18 protein-coding genes and 1 riboswitch are annotated in these 24264 nt (G+C 57.1%); of the genes, 2 read left to right on the top strand and 16 right to left on the bottom strand.

All coding sequences use genetic code 11. The features are described 5' to 3' along the window. Positions 1-176: 176 nt before the first annotated feature. Positions 177-3266, bottom strand: coding sequence for a polysaccharide lyase family 8 super-sandwich domain-containing protein (locus NNL35_RS06935; RefSeq protein ID WP_254553042.1), 3090 nt, complete (start codon positions 3264-3266; stop codon positions 177-179). A gap of 276 nt (positions 3267-3542) precedes the next feature. Between NNL35_RS06935 and NNL35_RS06930 the strand changes: the two genes are divergently transcribed. Further along, complete coding sequence (locus NNL35_RS06930) at positions 3543-3716, top strand: hypothetical protein (protein ID WP_158000464.1); 174 nt, start codon at positions 3543-3545, stop codon at positions 3714-3716. A gap of 849 nt (positions 3717-4565) precedes the next feature. Here the strand turns inward: NNL35_RS06930 and NNL35_RS06925 are convergent. From NNL35_RS06925 to NNL35_RS06855, 15 genes are all read right to left on the bottom strand, one after another. Beyond that, positions 4566-5531, bottom strand: a complete 966-nt coding sequence (locus NNL35_RS06925; protein ID WP_254553041.1) for a hypothetical protein — start codon at positions 5529-5531, stop codon at positions 4566-4568. A 760-nt stretch (positions 5532-6291) separates the two neighbouring features. Then, positions 6292-7590, bottom strand: coding sequence for a phosphoribosylamine--glycine ligase (gene purD / locus NNL35_RS06920; protein WP_006678232.1), 1299 nt, complete (start codon positions 7588-7590; stop codon positions 6292-6294). 70 nt (positions 7591-7660) lie between these two features. Further along, complete coding sequence (purH, locus tag NNL35_RS06915) at positions 7661-9208, bottom strand: bifunctional phosphoribosylaminoimidazolecarboxamide formyltransferase/IMP cyclohydrolase (RefSeq protein WP_006678231.1); 1548 nt, start codon at positions 9206-9208, stop codon at positions 7661-7663. Between the two features lie 239 nt (positions 9209-9447). After that, complete coding sequence (purN, locus tag NNL35_RS06910; protein WP_006678230.1) at positions 9448-10131, bottom strand: phosphoribosylglycinamide formyltransferase; 684 nt, start codon at positions 10129-10131, stop codon at positions 9448-9450. Next, positions 10131-11171: a phosphoribosylformylglycinamidine cyclo-ligase gene (gene purM, locus NNL35_RS06905; protein WP_006678229.1), complete on the bottom strand. Its 1041-nt coding sequence runs from the start codon at positions 11169-11171 to the stop codon at positions 10131-10133. The genes purN and purM overlap by 1 nt, the downstream gene beginning before the upstream one ends. Positions 11172-11384: 213 nt before the next feature. Further along, positions 11385-12857 (bottom strand): amidophosphoribosyltransferase, encoded by a 1473-nt coding sequence (gene purF, locus NNL35_RS06900; RefSeq protein WP_006678228.1) that lies wholly within the window; start codon positions 12855-12857, stop codon positions 11385-11387. Then, positions 12842-15073 carry a phosphoribosylformylglycinamidine synthase subunit PurL gene (gene purL, locus NNL35_RS06895; RefSeq protein ID WP_040732428.1) on the bottom strand — a complete coding sequence of 744 codons (2232 nt, stop codon included), beginning with the start codon at positions 15071-15073 and terminating at the stop codon, positions 12842-12844. Before purL ends, purF begins: the two co-directional genes overlap by 16 nt. An 82-nt stretch (positions 15074-15155) precedes the next feature. Then, positions 15156-15839 carry a phosphoribosylformylglycinamidine synthase subunit PurQ gene (gene purQ, locus NNL35_RS06890; protein ID WP_006678225.1) on the bottom strand — a complete coding sequence of 228 codons (684 nt, stop codon included), beginning with the start codon at positions 15837-15839 and terminating at the stop codon, positions 15156-15158. Between the two features lie 4 nt (positions 15840-15843). Then, positions 15844-16086, bottom strand: a complete 243-nt coding sequence (gene purS, locus NNL35_RS06885) for a phosphoribosylformylglycinamidine synthase subunit PurS (protein ID WP_006678224.1) — start codon at positions 16084-16086, stop codon at positions 15844-15846. A 15-nt stretch (positions 16087-16101) separates the two neighbouring features. Next, positions 16102-17046, bottom strand: a complete 945-nt coding sequence (locus tag NNL35_RS06880; RefSeq protein WP_006678223.1) for a phosphoribosylaminoimidazolesuccinocarboxamide synthase — start codon at positions 17044-17046, stop codon at positions 16102-16104. Positions 17047-17405: 359 nt separating this feature from the next. After that, positions 17406-18707: an adenylosuccinate lyase gene (purB, locus tag NNL35_RS06875; RefSeq protein ID WP_006678222.1), complete on the bottom strand. Its 1302-nt coding sequence runs from the start codon at positions 18705-18707 to the stop codon at positions 17406-17408. Continuing rightward, positions 18704-19903, bottom strand: coding sequence for a 5-(carboxyamino)imidazole ribonucleotide synthase (purK, locus tag NNL35_RS06870; RefSeq protein WP_050979464.1), 1200 nt, complete (start codon positions 19901-19903; stop codon positions 18704-18706). Before purK ends, purB begins: the two co-directional genes overlap by 4 nt. Beyond that, entirely contained in the window at positions 19900-20394 is a 495-nt protein-coding gene (gene purE, locus NNL35_RS06865; RefSeq protein ID WP_006678219.1) for a 5-(carboxyamino)imidazole ribonucleotide mutase, read from the bottom strand. The genes purK and purE overlap by 4 nt, the downstream gene beginning before the upstream one ends. 197 nt (positions 20395-20591) lie before the next feature. After that, positions 20592-20692, bottom strand: a riboswitch (purine riboswitch). A gap of 198 nt (positions 20693-20890) precedes the next feature. Next, entirely contained in the window at positions 20891-21325 is a 435-nt protein-coding gene (locus NNL35_RS06860) for a universal stress protein (RefSeq protein ID WP_006678218.1), read from the bottom strand. A gap of 110 nt (positions 21326-21435) precedes the next feature. Beyond that, positions 21436-21714 carry a DUF1294 domain-containing protein gene (locus NNL35_RS06855; protein WP_006678217.1) on the bottom strand — a complete coding sequence of 93 codons (279 nt, stop codon included), beginning with the start codon at positions 21712-21714 and terminating at the stop codon, positions 21436-21438. A gap of 840 nt (positions 21715-22554) precedes the next feature. Here NNL35_RS06855 and NNL35_RS06850 point away from each other — a divergent pair. Further along, positions 22555-24000, top strand: coding sequence for a transposase (locus tag NNL35_RS06850; protein ID WP_006679700.1), 1446 nt, complete (start codon positions 22555-22557; stop codon positions 23998-24000). Positions 24001-24264 lie beyond the last annotated feature (264 nt).

The raw sequence follows: 24264 nt of genomic DNA, 5'->3' as shown, positions 1-24264 counted from the left end.
ATACATTCGTTCTCGCTATCCCTCTTTCATGCTCATTACTTCTCCCGGAGACACGAGAAAAGCATGCAGACCCCGCGGCACGAGATTCTGCATGCTTATCCTTGGAATTGTTATTTAATTTGCTGCGCCTCGCCAGCGGTTCCTTCGTTACATTTCCTTCTAATGAATAGGTAACTTCAGATACCCCGCTTAAGGCATCCTCCACCGCTGCATGGAACACCGCCGCTTCCGTCTGGTACACGATTTCGGTTACCGTCGGGGCAATGACTGGCCCCATCTTGTCGATCTTCACCTGAGCCGACTTCACCGCTTCCCGGTTGCCGGGCGGTCCGGTGCCATTCCTCATCGGCATCATCGGACGTAACCGGCGGCGTCGCATCATTCCCGCTGGACAGCACCTGCAGATATGGCCGATGTTCCGCCGCTTCCCGGCTGTTCATGCTCGCATAGCGGTTATCGACCGTATCGATGCCGATGCTGACGATCCCGTCGCCGGAGAGCTCCGCTTGAACGAAGGAAGTGACATCGAACGCCTTCCACCCCGCCGCCGTATCGAAGGAGGCTGTATCCAGCTTCTGGCCCAGCGCCGGCTTCCGGCTCCAGGTCACCTCCGATTCCGTCCAGCTGTCATCCGCTACCGCCAAAGCCGTGACGCCTCCCGGCTGATCCGTACTGCCATACACCCACAATTTAGCGGCATTCACCTCACCCGTGTAGCCGCCCAGATCGAACTTGAAGAACGATTGGCGCTTGAAGCCGCTGCCTCCGTTCCGCGCCACAAGGTAGGTGGAGCTGCCGAAGTTCGTATTGGCATTGGCTCCATCCCATACGAAGGAATCGCCAACGGGAGCGAACTGCTCTTCCTGAACGGGCGGAAAATAAACCGGCGCCTCCGCATCATACGTCAGCTTCACCTGATGCGCCGTCCCCAGCGACCCGGCGGCATTCACCTTCAGTTGAATCGTTGGCGATGTCCGCAGGACGGTCACCGTGTCGGACTTCGACAGCACCTCGAATCCCGGCTTCCCGATCTCGAGGATGAGGGTGCCTTGGTTTTTCGTCGGATCCGACACGGACATCGTCAGCTCGTTCCCTTCCTCCTTCACGATCACCGATGCCGGCTGCTCGCTGCGCACGAGATCGACAGTGCCCGCATGCCAGAAATTCGCCGCCGTCAAGCCAAGCCGCGTTTCCTTCACGGCTTGGATATCCGCCGAATTGCGGATAACCTCTATGTCAGGCCGGGCGCTGTACGCTTCAGTCGCAGCCGCATCCTTATTCGGGAGCAGCACGTAAGAGTACGATGCGTCAGACGGCTGCACTCCATGCTCCAGCGCCAGACTGACATAATGGCGGGTGATTGGCGCCGGGGAATCGCCCTGATTAATATTGCTCCACGCCCCGGTGCGCGCTTCCCGCGATCCGGTGACCGCAGCCGGCTCCGGGAAATAATATCCGACATCGGCTCCCGGAACATTCCCTTCCAGATGCGCCCACCGGACGCCCTTCACCGTATCGGACCAGCCAAGCTCCGCCGGCTGCGTCTGTCCGTTAATCGTCAGCGCATTGTCTCCATGGGCGTTAATTTTGCGGTTCTCTACGATCGTCTCGATCTTCCGGTTATCGGTACTGCCGATTCCTGCGCCCAGGGCAACGATCTCGTCGTCGAACAGGAACCATGATTTTTTGCCGGCGAGCGTGCTGTTGTCCGGGTTCAGATCCATCCCGGCAGCTCCATACAACCCGTCGATGGACGTGCCGCCGACCCATGACTTCGACGTCGTCTTCGGAGACCGCCGCGGAGCGCCGTCCGAGGTCGTTCCCGGCAGCCGGAACGGATTCACCGTCGGCCAGAATCCATCGTTGAACTGCTGCGCATCGGCGTTGTACAGGAACGTCATCCCTTCCCCGATATGCCAGCTCGTCACGCTGTCGCTGATGCTGTTCTCATAATTGGCAATGCGCGAGGAAGACATCTCGATGCCGAAGGCGTAATCCTCTCGCAGATGCGATATTCGATCCATGCCGGCGAAGGTCGTATGCCCAATCCGCTGGGGATGCGCAGGAACGTCCGGATTGTCGAGGACGGAGCGAAGCAGCACAATATCTGCCACCCCCAACCCGTCATAAGGCCGGGTCCGTGTCGTATCGGACAGAATCCAATTTTTGACCATTCCGTTGAAATCGTCCGCGATCTCCTTCGGCGCATACCGCGCCATGCGCAGGATGCCGGTGAACGGCGGGTTCTTCTTCTCGAAGCTGCGGAACCGCGCCCTCCCGAACACCAAATCCATCATTTTGCCCCGATACACGAGGGGCTCATAGGAATCCGTCACCCAACTGTAGGCATGCTCCAGCTTCGGGTCGGTGATCGCCCATCGGGAATTGGCCAGCACGGTCAGCAGCTTGCCCATATCATTGAGCAGCACGCCGCCATAGCTCCCCGTATATGCGATATTGACATGCTGAATGAAGGAACCATCCTTATAAAATCCGTCCCCTCGGGTCACATAATCGAACACTTGACTGATCGCGTCACGCCCCTGCTCGATCTTCGCGCTCCGCTCCTCAAGCACGCCCCGAATAATAACGACGAGCGCCTTATCAAGCCGGTTCGCCCCGGTCTCTACAAGGCTGGGCAGATTCGTCCGCCGCGTCGGATCCGGCACGAAGCGGTCCACCGCCTTCATGTAATTCCCGATCTGCTGCGGCGTCAACGCATCATACATAAGCACGACGGTATCGTTCAGATTTTGCGGCGTGCCAATCTCCCAATCCCACCAATTGCCAGTCTCGCTTTTGTTCTCGTTATAGCGGTTGGCATACATCCAGTCCAGCCCGCCGACAATATCCCGCTTCAACTCCTCGTTCCGGTAGAGCGGCGAGCCGTACGTCGAATAAGCGAGCGCCATCTGCTTCAGCCGCACATAACCGGCGGACATCTGATCCGAAGCGGTGCCCTGCAGATCACTCCACAAATAGGCGCGGCCCGCTTCCTTATTCATCCGATCCCACAGCCCGCTCCCCTCCGCATTGGAGACATTCGAGCTTACCGCTTCGATCGCGAGCGCAATATCCGGATCCGCCGGATCATAAGCCGTCCCCCCGGTCAAAAACTCCACCCAACGCGCGCGCAGCTGATCGAACTCTGCCCCCTCTACCGTTTCGGCCGCTGCCTGCACCGGCCATGCCGGAAGACAACCGACAACGAGCAGCAGAGCAAGCCAAGCCGCCATCATGCGAGGGACCTTAGCCCATCTTTTCATAATCAGGTTCATCATTGCATCATCCCCTTTCTTTGATTGGAAATCATTCCCTCCCCCCAGCATAGGAGATGAGCCGACATGCAGGCAATATACCGTTTTCATGATCGGTTGACGAATTTCAAGATTCGCTCGCGCTTAACCCGTTTTATGGAAAAAGGGCGATTTTATGAATTACTTTAAAGACTCAACCCGAAACAATGATGTTAGGATAATATTGTAAATATTTGTGGATTACAACCAATCCACAATGTTAAAATTGAAGGAGGTATAATTGCAATGATCCATAATTCCATATTTAAAACTTTTTTGAGCTTAGTGTTGGTTTTCTCAATGCTGACGATCGTATCGGTAGGTTTGGACGAAGGTATCGCTAATGGCTACGATGATGCAACCATTCGAATGAATGATATCCACAGCTTAGGGGAATATGTTGAAAGCCACAGCTCCTAATTTTTTACAGTTCATGATAATAAAATAATAGAGAAGCTCACCGGCAATCTTTCACTTAACAAAGAAGCCAAGGTGCAGCATTCGAAGGAGTTGGCGGTCTTGTGTGTACAGTGGCTACCAAATTAATTTGCGATAATTGCGCATGTGATTAGAAAAATGAAAATCAAACTGCTGAAAACACTTAAAACTCTTTTCATTTACGCCGGGATCCCAGGTGTTGTTATCTTTGGTTCTAAATTTTTCACTATCCTAATCACAAAAAATAAAATTGACTACTACTATATGACATTAGGTTCAATATTCGCCTTGTTATTCATTATCGGGTTGGCATTAAAGTATATCCTCAAAAAAAACTTTAACGAGTAGAGTAGGAGTCCTCCAGTGTGCCTGCATCATCTGGGTATATTTGGGGGACTCAGCTTGCATATACGGAGACATTCCACAAACCCAATATAAAAAGCATATGTACCGTCTAATATAAGCAAAGGACCCGCATCTCACTACCGATATATCGCTGATATCACCAATAACCAGATCATCCGCCATAGGGGTGAACTTATAAAGCGCAATATCATGCACATTCAACTTAGTGATAACATATGCTGGCTATAAATCAGGGCCAAGTGGTTCCTTTTCAAGAATTGAAAAATTACGCATTGTTTTAGACTAAGCCACCGATAAAGTCCATAAATAGATTTGAATCAGAAAATATAGTATTAGACTGACACAACAGTCCATTCACAACACGAATAGCTCGGGAGGTGCGACCCCCGAGCCATTTGGGTAAAAATTAGAATTTGTACATGCATTTGAGCCTGTATTTTTAGACCGATGACATTGACGCACCAATCATTCTGAGCCATCTGATATAATATACACTGCGTTCTTATCAGCATCCAATGCTGCTCTCACTATCGTTTCTTTGCCTTTAACGAAACGGTAATCTTTAGTTGTGTTGTCCCATTTCACTTCATATCCCGCAATATCGATATTGAATAATTCCTTGGCAAGCGGAGCGACCACTTCCTTTGCATCTTTTGCCGTAATCCTTTGGTCGGTCGTTACTTTTTTTCTTGTATTATGAAATACGTTCACAATCTTTCCCTTTTTTGCATCCATCACAAGTGATACAGCGTTATCCTCAAGTGACAACATATAATAATTTTCCCCGCTAGAAACAAGCAACGCCTCTGTTACATTCAAATCATGATCGAAAGCCGTTTTTATCGCTTTTGCTGCCGTTTCCAGCCATTTCAAATCAAGATCCTCCTTGGCAAGCTTTATTGTAACCTCACTGACAAAACCTGATCCATTCCTCCATACTGCCTCAAAGTCTTTCCCTGTCAACTTATACGAGATAAAATCTTTTAGTTTCTCTTTTTTTCCATCATAAGTTTGCATCAGAACCGCTTCTTTATCAAGGACGTATGTTTTCTTTGCGTATACCTTTTTCAGCGCTTTCAGAACCTTGTCCTGAGTCTCTTTGCTGATTTTATCGAGTGGAAGCGGTCCGTCTATCGACTCTACTCCTTCTTTATAATTAAAGTAGACAATGTACTTACCATCTACCGATGTAACCTTCGCATCTGAACCGCTTAATGACTCGGCAACATTCTGCAGCTTGATCTCTTTCCCCGCAAACTGCTTTATCGCTTTTTGCAGCTTGGCGGCCATCGTTTTGTCGATTTGAACCTTCTTACTATTCGTTTGCTTCTGCTCTTGCGCAGCCTCGGCTCCTGCAGGAATTGGGCCTGCCACGGCCACTAACATACTGGATACGATCATAGATGCAAGAATTGCTTTTTTGACATTCATTTTATTTCCTCCTAAGGTTCATATTTAAACCCTCTTTTTATGCTAACATTGAACATCTAATACTGAACTTATCATTCAATGAATAAAATTTAAGAATAAAATCAGAAATGAAATGCGAACAACCAATTCCCTAATGTATGGAGAAAATAGAGTATTAGACTGGCAACTTTGATTTGATGAGATTTTCGACTAATGCTTTTCTAGTCTACAACTATGTTTTCCTAGTCTAATACTCTATTTTTTCAGTAGAGAAGCACCGATAATTGTCACACCTATCCCCTTTCTGTTCCCTTTTAGTTTTTTCACGACTTGGACAAACCAAAGATCACGCTCTCCGCCCTTCACTTCAGTATCCCATCCAGTCAGGCTCGTTCCTCTCCAGTTCCCTTTGCTCCAGTATCCCATCCGATCAGGTGCAGCCGGTACACCAGTACGCCCTTCACCAGCCTTTGTCAATGCTCCTTTTCAAGCAGCCTCAATTTCACCGGAACTCTCTAACCAGTTGTTCAAGGTTTGGCTCCCAGTCCAACAAGGAAAGAGTTCATACCTATAAGGTGAAAATGACTAAAAAAAATCAGTTCCTGAGTAACGGGGATATTGCCCATAAGAGCCTAAAACACTTATTCACCATCAAAAGTAAAAAACCGTGACTTCACAGCCTCAGTTAAGCGGCCAAGAGTCACGGTTTTCTCTATTGCATGCCTGGATGAAAAGCAAATATACAGCCGGGCTCGGTATACTGTATCAGGACGACGACTGGTTACTGGGTGCCCGCAGAACCGGCCCCCAACTGGCGGTTCGCCTTGTCGGCGATGTCGGTCCGATAATGCATGCCGGTGAAGCGAATCTGGCGAACCGCCTCATACGCATTGGCCTTCGCCGCCGCCAGATCCGGGCCGCGTCCGACAACGCCGAGCACCCGCCCGCCGTTCGTCCGCCAAGTCCCGTCCTGCTCGCGAACTGTCCCCGCATGGAAGAGCAGCGCCTGCTTCGACGCTTCCTCCAACCCGGTAATGACATCGCCTTTGCGATAGCTGCCCGGATAGCCTTCCGAGGCGACGATGACGCATACGGCGGCTTCGTCACGCCATTCGAGCTCGATCTGATTCAGCGTGCCGTCGGTGCAGGCCCACAGCACGTCGAACAGATCCGTCTTCAGGCGAGGCAGCACCACCTGCGTCTCCGGGTCGCCGAAGCGGGCATTGAATTCGATCACCTTCGGCTCCCCTTCCGGCGTTATCATCAGCCCGGCGAAGAGCAGGCCGCGGAACGGGCGGCCTTCCGCCGCCATCGCCCGCACCGTCGGCTTGATTACCTGCTCCACCGCCCGCGTAAAGACCTCTTCCCGGAACTGCGGCAGCGGGCTGTACGTACCCATTCCGCCGGTGTTCGGACCGGTGTCGCCGTCATATGCAGGCTTATGATCCTGGGCGGGCACGCATGGCAGCACCGTCTCTCCGTCCACGAACGCCAGCACCGACATTTCCTGCCCTCGCATGAATTCCTCGATGACGACCCGGCTGCCGGAGGCGCCGAACTTGCCTTCGATCATCACCTCATTCAATACCTGCTCCGCTTCTTCGAAGGTCTGCACGATCGTGACGCCTTTGCCGGCGGCAAGGCCGTCTGCCTTGATGACAATCGGCATCGCCTGCGCGCGAACATATTGCTTCGCCTCCTCCGCATCCTCGAATGCGGCATACGCGGCGGTTGGAATGCCGTAGGCGCGCAGCAGATCCTTCATGAACACCTTGCTGCCCTCGATCTCGGCCGCCTTCCGGTCCGGGCCGAATACCCGGACCCCGTGCGCCTGCAGCACATCGACGATGCCGTCCGCCAGCGGATCATCCGGGCCGACGACGACAAGATCGATGTCATGGTGGCGCGCATATTTTGCAATGCCTTCATAATCGGTCACCCGAAATGGAACCGTCTCCGCGACATCCTCCATCCCTGCGTTGCCCGGAGCCACCAGCACCTTGCTGACCTTCGGGCTCTGCTTCAGCGCCCATGCCAGCGCATGCTCGCGCCCGCCTGAGCCGATGATCAATACTTTCATGTGATGAAGTCCCCCGTTCCTGTTATCTCCGCTTCAGCCAGTTGTTTTGCCGTCCTGTTGCCTTCTCCTGCTAATGCTTGAAATGACGCACGCCCGTCATCACCATCGCCATGCCGTTCCGGTTCGCCACCTCAATGGACTCTTCGTCGCGCACCGAGCCGCCAGGCTGAATGATCGCCGTGATGCCCGCCGCCGCGGCAAGCTCCAGCGTATCGCCCATCGGGAAAAACGCATCCGATGCCAGCACCGCCCCACGCGCCTTCTCTCCGGCCTGCTCGATCGCGATGCGCGCCGCGCCGACGCGGTTCATCTGACCGGCGCCGATGCCGACCGTCATGCCGTCCTTGACGAGCACAATCGCATTCGACTTCACATGCTTGACCACGTTCCAGCCGAACAACAGCTGCTCTAATTCCTCCGCCGACGGTTCCCGTTCCGTCGCCGTTTTCAAGGCAGACGGATCAAGCGTATGCACATCGGTATCCTGCGCCAGCAATCCGCCCTCTACCGAAGTCAGCTGGCGGGCCGCCTTGCGTTCCGACGGCGCAGGCTCCGTGCCGGTGCGGAGCAGGCGGATATTTTTCTTCTGCTTGAGGATGTCGAGCGCCTCCGGACTGAAATCGGGAGCGATGACGATCTCAAGAAAAATCTCATGCAGCAGTTCGGCCGTCTCGCGGTCGATCGGCCGGTTCGCCGCTACGATGCCGCCGAAGATCGAAGTCGGGTCCGATTCATACGCCTTGCGGTACGCTTCCTCCACCGTAGTGCCGATGCCAACGCCGCAAGGATTCATATGCTTGACCGCCACGACGGCCGGCTCCGCGAATTCACCCACGATCGAGAGCGCCGCATTGGCATCGTTGATATTGTTGTAGGACAGCTCCTTGCCGTGAAGCTGCTCGGCCGTCGCGACGCTGCCCGCGCCCGCCAGCGGCTGGCGGTAGAATGCCGCTCCTTGATGCGGGTTCTCGCCATAGCGGAGCGGTTGCGCCAGCTCATAGGTGACGGTGAGCCGCTCCGGCCATGCCTCGCCGGTCTGCTTCGTCAAATAATCAGCAATGAGCGCGTCATACGCCGCCGTATGGCGGAATACCTTCGCCGCGAGGCGCTTCCGCGTCTCCAGCGTCGTATCTCCTTGCTGGCGGATTTCGTCCAGCACGTTCGCATAATCTGCCGCGTCGACAACCACCGTCACATCGGCATGATTCTTCGCGGCCGAACGCAGCATCGTCGGGCCGCCGATATCGATGTTCTCGATTGCCTCCTCATAGCTTACGCCTGGCTTCGCAATCGTCTCCTGGAACGGATACAGATTGACCGCCACCAGATCGATATAGGACAATCCGAGCTCTTCCATCTGCCGCGTATGCTCTGCGTTGCCGCGCACCGCCAGAAGGCCGCTGTGCACAGCCGGGTGCAATGTCTTCACGCGCCCGTCCATAATTTCCGGGAAGCCGGTCACCTCCGAAATGCCGATAACCGGAACGCCTTCGCGCTCCAGCAGCGACTTGGTGCCGCCCGTCGATACAAGCTCCACGCTGGCTTCCGCCAGGGCGCGGGCGAATTCCACAATCCCCGTCTTATCGGATACGCTGATTAGCGCTCTACGAATCGTCATTCTGCTCTCTCCCTTAATTCAAGTCGCCATTTCCAACTCATCACTTATATCTATAAAACACTTTCCTCTGCTATCATTGTAATGCGATAAAGAACCCTCGTCCAGATTCAACACCCTGCAATCCATCGTGGCCCTTTGAAACATCCTACTGTCCATCAAAAGATCATTTCCTCTGGACACAGGAGCCGTCACTTCGCAAGGCATCTGGCCTCAACGAAACGGTACAGCGGTCAATTGGATCATGCTTTGTCCTCTTGCCCGGCCCGTTGGCCAGCGTGGGACCCGGCCAGCAGAGTTCGCACCACCTGCGGGTAGATGCGGTGTTCCACCTCCTGAATCTTGGCGAGCAGCGATTCAAGCGTATCGTCTTCGGCGATCGCCACCGCCTCCTGCGCGACGATCGGCCCCGTATCCATCCCGGCATCGACCAGATGCACGGTCACTCCCGTCACCTTCACGCCGTAATCCAGCGCCTGGCGTACCGCGTGCAGGCCCGGAAAGCTCGGGAGCAAGGAGGGATGGATATTGAGGATGCGGCCTTCATATGCTTCCAGCAGCACCGGCGTGACAAGCCGCATATATCCGGCCAGGGCGATCCATTGCACGCCATGCCGGCTCAGCGTTCGCAGGACGTCTCGTTCGTAATGGCCGCGGCTCTCGTAGCGCTTCGGCTCGAACACTGCGGCCGGCACGCCGGCTTCGCGCGCCCGCTCCAATACGCGGGCTCCGGGCTTGTCGCACACGAGCAGCGCGACCTCCCCGCCGAGCTGCCCCGCCTGCGACGCCTCCGCCAGCGCTTGGAAGTTCGAGCCCGAGCCGGAGGCGAACACCGCAATGCGCGGCAGGGAGGAAGTGCGGGGCGCGATTTGCAGCGCCGCCGTGCCGGCGTACTCCGCCTCCTGCCCTTCAAATCCCGTGCGCATCAGCAGCCCACCTCCGGAATCCGAACCTGGCGCTCGCCTTCCGTGACCGTGCCGATGCGGTATACCGCCTCGCCCTGCTCCGCCAGGCAGGCTTCCGCCGCAGCCGCTTCATCCGCGCTAACCGCGATGACCATGCCGATGCCCATATTGAACGTCGTGAACAGCTCCGTCCAGGTTAGGCTTCCGATCTCGCGGCTCAGACGGAATACTTCCGGTACCGGCCATGTGCCATAATCAATCTGCGCCGCCGTGCCTTCCGGCAGCATGCGCGGAATATTTTCGAGGAAGCCGCCGCCTGTAATATGGGCCGCTCCCTTGACCGTAACGCGGTTCATCAGCTCCAGCAGCGGGCGCACATAGATGCGGGTCGGCTCAAGCAGCACATCGCCCAGGGGGCGTCCGTCGGCCGTCACGCGCGCATCCAGGGTATAACCGGCCTGCTCCAGGAAGAGCTTCCGCACGAGCGAATAGCCGTTGCTGTGGAAGCCGCTGGAGGCGAGGCCGAGCAGCACATCGCCCGGACGAATCGTCTCGCCCGTAATGAGGCGGCGCTTCTCGACGACGCCGACGCTGAAGCCGGCGATATCATACTCGCCCGGGGCGTACATCCCCGGCATCTCCGCTGTCTCGCCGCCAATGAGGGCGCAGCCCGCCATCCGGCAGCCTTCGGCGATGCCGCTGACGATCGCTTCGATACGCTCAGGCACCACCTGGCCGCAAGCCAGGTAATCAAGGAAGAAGAGCGGCTCGGCCCCCTGCACGACGATGTCATTGACGCACATCGCCACCGCATCGATGCCGATCGTGTCATGCCGTTCCGCCGCGAAGGCGAGCATCAGCTTCGTTCCGACGCCGTCAGTGCCCGAGACGAGCACAGGCTCCTCATACTTTTTCGCATCCAACCCGAACAGCGCACCGAATCCTCCCAGACCCGACAGCACCTCCGGCCGGAATGTGCGCTGCACATGCTTTTTCATCCGCTCCACGGCTTCGTTGCCTGCCGCGATGTCGACCCCGGCTTGCTTATAAGCTTCAGACATAACCTATGCGTCTCCCCTCTCCGGTTCGCCCCGCTCCAGGCGGGACGCCCTCCTCCTGCAATTTCCGCTGCTCTAGCCTTGATTTCTGCGATGCTTCCGTGCATCTCGTTTTTGTTTTATTTTCTAAGTCCATCAAGTTTATTTCCAATTCTATCAAGCTCGATGCGATGGAACTTCGTCATCCTTTTTCTTCCTTGGTGTTCAATGTCTCTGTTACCGGCGGACAGATGCCGCCTCCGAGCCTGCCGTGGCGCGCGCGCCGTACAGCTCGGTCGGATAATCATCATCGAAGCAGGCCAGGCACAAGCCGCCGCTCGGCTTATCCGCATAGCTGCCGCCAATCGCCTCAATCATCCCTTCCTTCGACAGGAAAGCGAGCGAATCGGCGCCGATCAGCTTCCGCATCTCCTCTTCGGTATGCATATGAGCGAGCAGATCCTCGCTCTTCGGCGTGTCGATGCCATAGAAGCACGGATGGCGGAACGGCGGCGAGGCGATGCGCAGATGCACCTCCCGCGCCCCGGCTTCGCGCAGCATGTTGACGATGCGGCGCGACGTCGTGCCGCGCACGATCGAGTCGTCAATAAGGATGACCCGCTTGCCTTCGACGACGCTCCGCACGGCGCTCAGCTTCATCTTGACGCCCTGCTCGCGCAGCTCCTGGCTCGGCTGAATGAACGTTCGGCCGGTATATTTGCTTTTGATTAGTCCCATTTCATACGGAATGCCCGTCTTCTCCGCGTAGCCGATCGCCGCCGATATGCTGGAATCGGGCACGCCCGTCACGATATCCGCGTCGACGAACGCCTCCTCCGCCAGCTGCATCCCCATATGCTTGCGGGCCGTATGCAGATTTACATCATGCAATTGGCTGTCCGGACGCGAGAAATAGATGAATTCCATTGCGCACAGCGAGCGCTTCGCCCCCGGCGCGAACCGTTCCGAGCGGTGGCCCCACGCATCGACGACGACCAGTTCGCCCGGCTCCAGAGGGCGGACCAGCTCCGCTCCGACCGCCTCCAGGGCGCATGTCTCCGAAGAGAACACATAAGCATCGCCCAGGCGGCCCATCACAATCGGACGCAGCCCGTGCGGATCCGATGCCGCCAACAGCCGGTCATTGGTCATCAGCAGGAAGGCGAAGCCCCCGACCAGCTCCTTCAGCGCCTCCTTCGCGGCCTGGACGAAGTCATGCTCCGAGCGGGCGATCAGATGCGCGATGACCTCGGTATCGCTTGTCGTCTGGAAGATGGAGCCCTTCTGCTCCAGCCCGTGGCGGATATGCGGAGCGTTGACGATATTGCCGTTCGTCGCGACCGCCAGCTCGCCGTCCCGCGTCTTGAAGACGAGCGGCTGCGCGTTCGCCAGCCGGCTGTCGCCGGACGTCGAATAGCGGACATGGCCGATCGCCCGATCGCCTCCCAGCTCCGCGAGCCGCTCGGCGTCGAATACTTCCTTCACCAGCCCCATTCCACGGTGATAACGGAACGAATCGCCGCCGGAGACGCAGATGCCCGCGCTTTCCTCTCCCCGGTGCTGCAGCGTGTGCAGCCCGTAGTACGTCAGCGTCGACGCGTCTTTGTAGCCGAAGACGCCGAAAATACCGCACTCCTCTTTCAACCGGTCGAACGGGCCTTCCCGGCCGCTGCCCTCGTTATAATAAGCCCCGCTTATTGCATAAGACATGGGATCGCATCCTTCCATACCCGCTCCGCTTCCCGGACCGGGAGTTCGATAGCCGGGCTGCCATTGACTCGAATGACAATTTGCTCGCCGCCGACCTGGCCCAGCCCTTCGACCGGGATGCCCGCTGCCGCGCAGCGCGCCTTCACCTCTTCGGCCCGCTCCGGCTGGACCGAGAGCAGAATGCGCGATTGGCTCTCGCTGAACAGCGCGATGTCGCCGCGCAGACCTGCCGCTTCCAGTTCTAAGCTTGCGCCGATGCCGCCGCTGATGCAGCACTCCGCGAAGGCCGCCGCCAGCCCGCCGTCCGACACGTCATGCGCCGATTGAACGAGACCGTCCTGAATGAGCGCCAACACCGTCCGCTGCAGGCGCAGCTCGGTCTCGAGATCGACCTCAGGCGGACAGCCTTCCGCCACACCATGGACGACTGACTGGAACTCGCTGCCGCCCAGCTCCGCCTTCGTCCGGCCCAGCAGCAGCACGGCATCGCCTTCGCGCTTGAAGCCTTGCGTCGTAATATGATCCGCATCATGCACGAGTCCGACCATACCGACGACCGGCGTCGGATAGATCGATCCGTGGGCATTTTCGTTGTAGAGACTGACATTGCCGCCGATGACCGGCGTATTCAGCACACGGCACGCTTCCGCCATGCCGTCGACCGCTTGCTCCATCTGCCAGAAGTTCTCCGGCTTCTCCGGATTGCCGAAATTCAGGTTGTCGGTAATGGCAAGCGGCTCGGCGCCCGAGCATACGATATTGCGCGCCGCCTCGCACACCGCGATGCGTCCGCCCATAAGCGGATCGAGCATGACATAGCGGCCGTTGCAGTCCGTCGTCATCGCGAGCGCCTTGCGCGTCCCGCGCACGAGCACCACCGCGGCATCCGAGCCCGGCGTCACCGCCGTACTAGCACGCACCATGCTGTCATATTGGCGGTACACCCATTCCTTGCTGGCGACGGACGGAGAGGCCAGCACTTGCAGCAGCGCCGCGTTGACGTCCGTCACCTCCGGGTATCCGGTCGTATCGAGCGATTGGTTGGCTGCATAGCTCGTCGGCTCCTGCGACGGCTTGTGATAGACCGGACATTCATCGACCAGACCCCGCACCGGCATATCGGCGACCACTTCGCCGTCGAACAGCAGCCGCAGGCGGCCGTCGTCCGTCACGCGCCCGACTTTGCGGCAGATGACGCCCCAGCGCTCGAATATTTCCATCGCGTTCGGCTCGTTCTGCTCCTCGATGACGAACAGCATCCGCTCCTGCGATTCGGACAGCATCATCTCGTACGGAGTCATGCCCGTCTCCCGCTGCGGCACCTCGTCGAGCACCAGCTCCAGCCCGTTGCCCGCCTTGCTCGCCATCTCGGCGCTCGAGCAGGTCAGTCCCGCCGCGCCCATATCCTGAATCCCGATCACGATGCCGGACTGAATCAGCTCCAGACACGATTCCATCACCAGCTTTTCCATGAACGGATCGCCGACCTGGACCGCCGGGCGCTTCGCTTCCGATTCGGCCGTCAGTTCCTCCGAAGCGAACGTCGCGCCGTGAATGCCGTCGCGTCCCGTCGGAGGACCGACATAATAGACCGGGTTGCCGACGCCGCTGGCAACGCCCTTCTGAATATCCTCATGATCGATGAGGCCGACGCACATCGCATTGACGAGCGGATTGCCGGCATAGCTGTCGTCGAACACGACCTCGCCCCCGACCGTCGGGATGCCGATGCAGTTGCCGTAGCCGGCGATGCCCGCGACGACATGCTCGAACAAATACTTGACCCGCTCCTCCTTCAAGCTTCCGAAGCGCAGCGAATTGAGCAAGGCCACCGGCCGGGCCCCCATCGAGAAAATGTCGCGGATAATCCCGCCCACGCCCGTCGCCGCGCCTTGGTATGGCTCGATGGCGGACGGATGGTTGTGGCTTTCGATTTTGAACACGACAGCCTGGCCGTCGCCGATATCGACGATGCCCGCGCCTTCGCCCGGACCGACGAGCACCCGCTCGCCCGTCGTCGGGAACCGCTTCAGGAGCGGCTTTGAATTTTTGTACGCGCAGTGCTCTGACCACATGACGCTGAACACGCCGATCTCCGTATAGTTCGGACGGCGTCCGAGCAGTCCGCAGATAAGCTCATACTCGTCATCCGTGACGCCCATGCCCGCATACAGCCGCTCGGCCGCAATCTGATCCGGAGACGGCTCCCGCCGCATATTGTCGCGGGCGCTCTCCATCGACTGCCGCTTCCGGCGCGCTTCCTGTTCTGCCCGTTCCGCCGATACGGCGGTCGTATTGTTACGCGTTGACTGCATGCTTCTCCCTCCAAGCGTTCAAAATCGACGTGAACATCCGGCTGCCATCCTCGGAACCGAGCCAGGCGCTGACCGCGCGCTCCGGATGGGGCATCATGCCGAGCACATTGCCCGCTTCATTGCAGATACCCGCAATATCCTCAACCGAGCCGTTCGGATTATCTTCGTAGGTCAACACGATCTGCCCCCGCTCCTTCAAGCGTAGCAACGTCTCTTCGTCACAGTAATAATTGCCTTCCCCATGGGCAATCGGGATGTTGACCACTTCGCCCTCGCCGTATTCCGCCGTGAACGGCGTATCGCGGCGGGCGACTCGAATCGGTGCCGCATGGCAGCGGAACTGGAGGCCGACATTGCGCCGCAGCGTGCCTGGCAGCAGGCCCGCCTCCGTCAGTATCTGGAAGCCGTTGCAAATGCCGAGCACATAGGCGCCCTCCCTCGCGGCCTGCTCGACCGCCTTCATCACCGGCGCGAAGCGGGCGATGGCGCCGCAGCGCAAATAATCGCCGTAAGAGAACCCCCCCGGCACGATGATCAGATCGTAGCCAGCCAGATCCGTCGCTGTATGCCAGACGCGGTCCGCCTCGATCCCCATCGTATCCTGGACCGCATGCACGCAATCCATATCACAGTTCGATCCCGGAAAAACTAGCACAGCCACCTTCATCGCTCTACGCCTCCAATTCGTATCGGTAATCTTCCACGACCGGATTGGACAGCAGCACCTTGCACATCCGCTCGACCTGTTCCTTCGCTTCGGCCTCAGTCGCGGCCGACAGCTCGAATTCCATATACTTGCCGATGCGCATATGCTCCACGCCTTCGTACCCCATCGAATGCATCGCCCGCTCCACCGCAGCGCCTTGAGGGTCAAGCACGTTCGCCTTCGTCGTTACAATCACTTTTACCTTCACTGTGAATTCCTCCCGTTACGCCCATCTCTGTGCGGTTATTCGTTCATATAAAGCGATATAACGTCCTCGTGTAGCCTCGACGACCTCCGCCGGCAGCGGCGGCGGCGTACTGCTCCGATCCCAGTCGGAAGCGGCCAGATAGCGGCGGACCGGCTCCTTGTCGAGACTGTCGATATCCGTATCGAGCGCATAGCTGCCGACGTCCCAGAAGCGGGAGCTGTCCGGCGTGAACAATTCGTCGATCAGCACCAGTTCACCGTCAATGAGGCCGAACTCGAATTTGCAGTCGGCGAGCAGCAATCCTTTGCCTGCGCATTCCTCCGCCGCGAATCGGTACAGCCGGAGACTCGCGTCCCGCAGCCGCCCGGCCAGATCCGGCCCGAGCTGCGCCTCCATCACTTCATAAGAGACATCTTCGTCATGGCCTTCATCATGCTTGCGCGCCGGCGTAAATATCGGCTCCGGCAGGCGCTCGTTCATGCGCAGGCCTTCCGGCAGCTTGATGCCGTTCACTTCGCCGGTCGCCGTATACTGCCGCCAGCCTCCGCCGGTGACATAGCCGCGGACGACGCATTCGAAGTCCACGCGCTGCGCCCGCTTGGCGAGCGTCATTCGTTCAGATAACAGGGATACTAGAGATGAGATGCGTTGATGAGGTTCCGGTTCGGTACCGAGCCGGGCGGACAATGCAGTCCGCAGACATTCCTCGTCACAAGGAATGACATGATTGCCGATAATATGCTTCGTCCGTTCGAACCAGTAGCGGCTCAGCCGGTTCAGCACCGTCCCTTTGTCCGGCACAGCCGGCTCAAGGATGCAGTCAAAGGCCGAAATGCGGTCCGATACGACAATCAAGAGCGTATCGGCATCCCATTCATACAGCTCCCTCACCTTGCCGCGGTGAAGCAGCGGGAATGGAATCGCATCCGCCAGCGTTGATACGATAGAGTTGGTAGACATGCCTGTGCTCCTCTCGGTTTCTCCTAAGCTGAAGCGGTCTTGCTTACCCTCCCGTTGGTTGCTCCCGCTGCGGCGGACGGATCCCGGAAGACAGGAGGGCAGGGAGCCGGCCGCCGCATTCGGCCCGTTGGGGATAGGGCCTGCGTGAGCAGCTTATCCGCCGTATACAGGGGGACGGCGAACAAGCATGAACTTGCATATATTGAGTTTTGCATTTATTAACTTGAAATTATTGAACGTGAATGAATTGAACCTGCATTCATTAACTCGCTTTGCATTGACATCCACTTGATAGACTTGTCTCTATAATGAATCCTCGCAGGTATGAATCCTCGCAGGAATTGAAAGCGAAAATCAGCCTATCCTTCGAGCAATCCAAGCTGGCGGAAAATCGTATCGACATGCTTCAAGTGCCAGGACGGGTTGAAGGCGTCCTCGATGTCCTCCGCGCTCAGCACCGCCGTAATCTCCGGCGTGCTCTCAATGATATCGCGGAAGCTGCGCTGCTCTTCCCACGCCTGCATCGCGCGCGGCTGCACCGTGTCGTAGGCCTGCTCGCGGCTCCAGCCCCGGTCGATGAGCTTCGTCATAACGCGGCCGGAGAACGGCACGCCATACGTGCGCTGCATGTTGCGCTTCATATTTTCCGGGAATACCGTCAAGTTCTTCACAATGTTCATGAAGCGGTTCAGCATATAGTTCAGCAGCATCGTGCCATCGGGCAAAATAATGCGCTCGACCGAGCTGTGCGAGATGTCGCGCTCATGCCAGAGCGGCACATTCTCGTAGGCCGACAGCATATAGCCGCGGACGACGCGCGACAGGCCGGAAATGTTCTCGCAGCCGATCGGATTGCGCTTGTGCGGCATCGCGGACGAGCCCTTTTGCCCTTTGGCGAAGGCTTCCTCCACCTCGCGGAACTCGCTCTTCTGCAGCGCGCGAATCTCGGTCGCGAACTTGTCGAGCGACGTCGCGATCAAGGCCAGCGTCGCCATATACTCCGCATGGCGGTCGCGCTGCAGCGTCTGGGTCGAGATCGGCGCCGGCTTCGTGCCGAGCTTCTCGCAGACGAATTTCTCCACGAACGGGTCGATGTTGGCATACGTGCCGACCGCCCCGGAGATTTTCCCGTACTGAACGCCGTCCGCCGCATCGCGGAACCGCTCCAGGTTGCGCTGCATTTCCGCATACCAGAGCGCCATCTTCAAGCCGAACGTCGTCGGCTCCGCATGGACGCCATGGGTGCGGCCCATCATCGGGGTATCCTTGTATTCCAAAGCCTTGTCCTTCAATATATCAATGAACCGGAGCAGATCCTGCTCCAAAATCTCATTGGCCTGCTTCATCAGGTAGCCCAGAGCCGTGTCCACGACGTCGGTGGAGGTCAGCCCGTAATGGACCCATTTGCGCTCGGGTCCGAGCGTCTCCGACACAGCGCGCGTGAAGGCGATGACATCGTGGCGCGTCTCCGCTTCAATCTCATAGATCCGATCGACATCGAAGCCCGCCTTGGCACGCAGCGCCTCGACATCCTCCTTCGGAATGACGCCCAGCTCGGCCCATGCCTCGCAGGCACACAGCTCCACTTCGAGCCAAGCCTTGAATTTGTTCTCTTCCGTCCATATGGCCCGCATCTCCGGGCGCGAATAACGTTCAATCATCGTCTCGTATTCCTCCACATGTTCGATTCTCTCATCCAGGCGAGCGCCGCTTCCGTGTCCGGGGCGACGATATTAACATGCCCCATCTTCCGCTTCGGCTTCGCTTCCGACTTCCCGTACCAGTGCAGCTTGGGCGTCACGCCGAAGCGCTCGGCAGCCGGGTCGTCTGTACGGAACCATTGTACCATGTCCGCCGCGTCTTCGCCGAGCAGGTTGGCCATGACGACCGGCGACACGAGATCGGCCGGTCCGAGCGGCAGGTTGCAGATGGCCCGCAGATGCTGCTCGAACTGGGAGGTGCGGCACGCATCCATGGTGTAATGCCCGGAATTATGCGGGCGGGGCGCCAGCTCGTTCACGAGCAATTGGCCGTCCGCGGTCAGGAACATCTCGACCGCGATCAGGCCGACGACATCAAGCGCCTCCGCGATGCGGCGGGCCAGCTGTTCGGCTTCCGCCTGCACGCCGGCCGGAATGCGCGCCGGGACGATGGACAGGTGGAGGATATGCTCCCGGTGAATATTCTCCGCCGCCGGGAAGACGGCGATCTCGCCGCGCGGGCTGCGGGCGGCGATGACGGACAACTCGTGCTCGAACGGCACGAACGCCTCAAGCACCAGCTCCGGGGCCAGCGCCGACAGCTCGGCATAGGCGGCCTCCGCTTCGCTCTCCCGGCGAAGCATGCGCTGGCCCTTGCCGTCATAGCCGCCGGTGGCCGTCTTCAGCACGCCCGCGCCGCCGAACGCCCGCAGCGCGCGGCGCACCTCGTCGGCCGAAGCCACCGCCGCGAACGGCGCGACGGGAATGCCGGCGGCCTGCAGCGCTTCCTTCTCGCGCAGGCGGTGCTGCGCCAGGCGAAGCAGGCGGCTGCCCTGCGGCACCGGAGCGGCCCGTTCCAGCCGCTCGACGGCGGCGGCGTCCACGTTCTCGAACTCGTACGTGATGACGTCCGAACGCGCCGCCAGCTCCGCCAGCCCCTCCTCATCGCCGTAATCGGCGCAGATGAGGTCGGCCACCGCGGCGCAGGGCGCATCCGCCGCCGGGTCAAGCGCGACGAAGCGGTAGCCGAGGCGCACGCCGTCCAGCGCCAGCATGCGGCCGAGCTGGCCGCCGCCGAGAACGCCTACCGTCGCGCCAGGCGCCAGCACCGGCGCCTCCGTCCCCGGCCGCATGCGGCCGTCCGCAGGGGCCCTCATGCGAGGTCCCCCGCGGCCTGCACCTGCTGCCGCACCGCTTCCCTGCGCGCTTCCACCTGCGCGCGCAGCTTCTCATCGTGCATGCCAAGCATCTGCACGGCCAGGAGCCCGGCGTTCGTCGCGCCCGCCGGTCCGATCGCCACCGTCGCCACGGGTACGCCGGCCGGCATCTGCACGATGGACAGGAGCGAGTCCATCCCGTTCAACTGCGAGGACCGCACCGGCACGCCGATGACCGGCAGCACCGTCTTCGCGGCGACCATGCCCGGCAGATGGGCGGCCCCGCCCGCGCCCGCGATAATGACGCGAAGTCCGCGCTCCGCCGCCGTCTCCGCATAGCGGAACATCTCGTCCGGCGTCCGGTGAGCCGATACGACCTTGCTCTCGAACGGAACATTGAATTCCTGCAGCACCTCGCATGCGAGACGCATCGTCTCCCAGTCGGACTTGCTTCCCATAATGACGCCTACCCGCACGTTGTCCTTGTCCATCGTCGTGCACCTGCTTTCATCCTATTTTTTGCCCGGCTTCCGAATAATCCCTGTCATGAGCATAAAAAAATCAGCGGATGGCTACCCCCTGATCGCAATCTCCGAACCCAAGAATGAGGAGCCACGGCTGCCGAAAAAGCCAAGTCCGTCCTTCCGCCTCCTGATGACAGGCAGCAGCAAACAGACCTGCGGCGCATCCGTCTGGTCGTCATTCTCGTAGTCCAAAGATTTACGGTCCTTGGGTAGAAACTTCCGGCCATATTCCCGGAATTATACGAGTTCAGAAAGATGAAATTATATCGATAGTAGTTCAAAATTATTCGTTAATGGTTCAAGCACCTCCAGTGTAACAAGGGGTAACAGCCATGTCAAGGATTAAAATACGAATATAATCCATCAAATACATCATATTGTTCGGATTTAGTTCATTATGCCTATCTAACGCAAAGAACCGGCGTCTGCATACGCATCTTCCGGTTCTTCCCATTGTATCAAATTATTTCATGACGAGGACAGGCACCTTCGCATGCTGCACGACGTGGTGGCTGACGCTGCCAAGCACGAATTCCTTGAATCCGCTCAGCCCGCGGCTGCCGATCACGACCAGATCGCAGCCGAACTCCTCGGCTTCGGCGACGATAGATTGTCCCGGAGGCCCCTGCAGCAGCTTCACCTCCGCGCGATCGCCAAGCAGCGCCACCTGCTGCTCCGCATCGTTCTGCGTCTGCTCGGCGTACTGGTACAACTCCTCATTCGTCTCGACGGTCGCCGTCGCATACGCGGTTCCGATAAAATATTGCGGGAACTGGAATACATGCACAACGCGAAGCTTCGCTTCCGCATTGTTCTCCGCCAGGCTGATGGCATGGCGCAAAGCCTTCTTCGATGGCTCCGATCCGTCATAAGCGACAAGAATCCGATTGAATACCATACATTCCACCACGCTTTCTTTATAGTCAACGCTATGTAATAAGAGTATCGCACAGCCAAGAACGTTCCACATCGCATATTTGACACGCCTGCGGAACCGATACTCCTCTATTACCCGATTTTGACAAAAAGATAACCGAACACCACAATATTTACGATAAGGATGAATGGGATTCCCGCCGTGAATGTCACATGCTGCGTCTTGTGCCGCTGGTTGTACATTCCGGTCAGCACGCCGAGGGCGCCTCCCACCCAGGCTGTAAGGAACAGTCTCCGCTCAGGAATGCGCCGGCGGTGCCGGATCGCCCGGCGCTTGTCCGCCGCCATCATCTGATAGCCTGCGATATTGACGGCCAGCAAATACACAAAAACAAGCAGCGTCCCGTCCATAGATGAAGAATCCCCCTTTCCCTACAAATATTATACAACTTGACGCTGCAAGCGGCTACTGTGCAGATAAAGAACGGCCTCCAGGCGGTGCATAGACCGTACACAAGGATGCGGGGCAAGACGGAACAACAGAGAATGCAGGGACAGGAGTGTAGAGGCAGAAGTATAGAGCGCGAATAAAGAGGAGGGAAATACGGGGGTGAGAAAAGCGGCGGTAGATGGACGAGGAGATGAACGAAGCAGTGAATCCTGCGTCAATGCAGGAATTTACGCTATTGGCGCCCGTATTTTATTAAATTCCTGCAAAAGGGCATCTTTTTCGCCGAATTTTGCTTTCTATTTATGGTTTAGGCCGAAATTGATGCGGTTTTGCAGGAACTCCTGTAACGGAGTAAACGCCGAAAGGAAATGCTGCATTTTTCAGGCTGTTGGAAAACCCCTTTTTTTCGGAGGGTGAGTACCTAATCGAAACTTGGCATTCAGAGCGTCATCGCCTTCTGGAGACATCCTAATCTCCTGGGGTTTTAACGTGTGGAGGGAATTGCTGCTATTTTACAGGATTTTCGGCTCAATGAGTCCATATTTCGAGGAATTGCTGCACGGCTACATCATTTTAGGCCCTTTTTAGCTAAGTCGAGGAGAAACGGGTGAAATTGCTGCAGTTTTACAGGATTCCCTTTCTGGTGAAGTCGTCCCTACCGAATTGCTGTATTTGAAGTCAATTTCATAATTCGAAACCCTTGCGGTTGCTGGAGTTTTAGGCGCAGAAAAAAGGAGTACCTCCCCATTTTCTCGAAGTTATAGGTGACTAAACCAAAAAACTGAGAAAGGAGTACTCCCATGTATCATATTCGACAAGAAGAGCTATTTTCCTTTGAGGAAATGATGAAAATGGCGCCTGCCCCTAAAGCGGATTTCGTTTTAGAACATCTGCCGATCGGAAAAATTCTTCACGCCATTAGCAGCTACAATCGTCGGGGCCGTCCTGAAAGTTTAAATACAAGAGCGATGATATACTCACTCGTCATCGGCAAAATGGAGCACATCCGCTTTACCAAGGATTTGGTCAGCCGTTTGAAGGAAAGTCTTGAATTTCGTACTCGCTGCCGTTTTACCGGTTCCGATCGTGTGCCCAGCGAAGCAGCCTATTCCCGGCTCACTACAAAGCTCAGTCAATGCGGTTTCTTTCGAACGACACAGGAGGACCTTGTAAACCAGGCGATTACGGAAGGGTTTCTTGAGGGAAACGTACTGGCCATAGATTCCTCTCACATCGAGTCCTTTGATCGCAATCCCCATTTGGACGCCGGTAAATCATTACCGAAGCTCACGCCCGAAACCGATGAACCTACTTTTCTGGACGAGTCTGCCAGCAAGGCAGAAGAGAAACCTAAACCAGAGAAACCCAAGCGTGCAAAGCGTGGACGCGTTCCGAAAGCCGAAGAAGCGGCTTGGCGTGCCGAAGTTGAAGCGTACGAGGCCTCGCTCAGCCTATTTGAACGGGAGGTCGCCGATATGTTGCCCGCCACTTACGAGCAGCTTCTCGCTGATATGCCGCAACACGCAAGTGTAGGTGCAAAGGGTGACCCACGGGGAGGGCGGCGCCGGGTGAAATATTGGCATGGCTATAAACAGAATCTCTTGGTGGATTGCCAAAGCCAGTACATTGTGGCCGGAGTGACCTGTTCTGCTCATGTGAACGATCAGCGAGCGGCGATTGTTCTTCTGAAATATATGAAGGAGCGATTTCCCTCTCTCAAACCAAACTATGTGCTAGCTGATAAGGGGTATGACAGCGAACCGGTTTACCGCCAAATCCGGGATATTGGTGCGTTACCGATCATCCCGCTTATCCATCGCAGCAAGCTACCTGAAGGGGTGGATAAGCACTTTCGCCCGACTTGCAAGCAAGGTCATGCGTACGTCTACGACAGTTACGATGCCAAGCGAGATACCATAAAATTCACAAGGCCAAAGGAATGTGCCTCCTGCCCGTTTCAAGCGGACGGCTGCCAGAAAGTTTTCAAATTTCGCATTGATGAAGATGTTCGGAAATACACTGCACCCGGACGTGGAAGCAAAAAGTTTGCTGAACTATTCAAGCAGCGAGTAGCGATTGAACGTGTTTTTGCCTATTTGAAGCTGTACATGGAATTGGGCTCAAGCAGAAAACTGAAGAAACGTGCTTTTGTCGATCTAGACTTGAGTTGTCTGACATACACCCTATGCAAACTTGCGTTAGACCGCCTAAACAAAAGCATCCTTGGAGCTAAGAAGGTTGCGTAATAAAAAAAATGAATCTGCAATTTTGGCTTAGTCCAACCCCTTTGAACGAAAGGAATTATGAAATTGACTTTTTGTGCAGGATTTTGCCTACTGAATCAACGTGTCTTGCGAAACCGTGCAGTTTTCAGGCACTTCGATCAGATAAAATTTTTCTACTGAGAGACAGGTCCTGATGAAGTGCCCAAAAATCCTTTGGACTTTCTCAATAGCCTGATTTTTGCAGTTTTCCCGCACTTCCCGGCACTTCCCTGCATTTTCCGGCAA

The sequence above is a fragment of the Paenibacillus dendritiformis genome (assembly GCF_945605565.1).
In the GTDB taxonomy this organism is placed as follows: Bacteria; Bacillota; Bacilli; order Paenibacillales; family Paenibacillaceae; genus Paenibacillus_B; species Paenibacillus_B dendritiformis_A.
This window is presented reverse-complemented; position numbering and strand designations above follow the sequence as displayed.

Coding starts and splice junctions, on each gene's coding strand:
- NNL35_RS06860 (WP_006678218.1), bottom strand. CDS start 21,325: ATGGTATTCAATCGGATTCTTGTCGCTTATGACGGATCGGAGCCATCG.
- NNL35_RS06855 (WP_006678217.1), bottom strand. CDS start 21,714: ATGGACGGGACGCTGCTTGTTTTTGTGTATTTGCTGGCCGTCAATATC.
- NNL35_RS06925 (WP_254553041.1), bottom strand. CDS start 5,531: ATGAATGTCAAAAAAGCAATTCTTGCATCTATGATCGTATCCAGTATG.
- purQ (WP_006678225.1), bottom strand. CDS start 15,839: ATGAAGGTGGCTGTGCTAGTTTTTCCGGGATCGAACTGTGATATGGAT.
- purD (WP_006678232.1), bottom strand. CDS start 7,590: ATGAAAGTATTGATCATCGGCTCAGGCGGGCGCGAGCATGCGCTGGCA.
- purH (WP_006678231.1), bottom strand. CDS start 9,208: ATGACGATTCGTAGAGCGCTAATCAGCGTATCCGATAAGACGGGGATT.
- purL (WP_040732428.1), bottom strand. CDS start 15,073: ATGCGGCGGGAGCCGTCTCCGGATCAGATTGCGGCCGAGCGGCTGTAT.
- purN (WP_006678230.1), bottom strand. CDS start 10,131: ATGCGCACGGGATTTGAAGGGCAGGAGGCGGAGTACGCCGGCACGGCG.
- NNL35_RS06930 (WP_158000464.1), top strand. CDS start 3,543: ATGATCCATAATTCCATATTTAAAACTTTTTTGAGCTTAGTGTTGGTT.
- NNL35_RS06850 (WP_006679700.1), top strand. CDS start 22,555: ATGTATCATATTCGACAAGAAGAGCTATTTTCCTTTGAGGAAATGATG.
- purF (WP_006678228.1), bottom strand. CDS start 12,857: ATGTCTTATGCAATAAGCGGGGCTTATTATAACGAGGGCAGCGGCCGG.
- purK (WP_050979464.1), bottom strand. CDS start 19,903: ATGAGGGCCCCTGCGGACGGCCGCATGCGGCCGGGGACGGAGGCGCCG.
- purB (WP_006678222.1), bottom strand. CDS start 18,707: ATGATTGAACGTTATTCGCGCCCGGAGATGCGGGCCATATGGACGGAA.
- purE (WP_006678219.1), bottom strand. CDS start 20,394: ATGGACAAGGACAACGTGCGGGTAGGCGTCATTATGGGAAGCAAGTCC.
- NNL35_RS06880 (WP_006678223.1), bottom strand. CDS start 17,046: ATGTCTACCAACTCTATCGTATCAACGCTGGCGGATGCGATTCCATTC.
- purM (WP_006678229.1), bottom strand. CDS start 11,171: ATGTCTGAAGCTTATAAGCAAGCCGGGGTCGACATCGCGGCAGGCAAC.
- NNL35_RS06935 (WP_254553042.1), bottom strand. CDS start 3,266: ATGAAAAGATGGGCTAAGGTCCCTCGCATGATGGCGGCTTGGCTTGCT.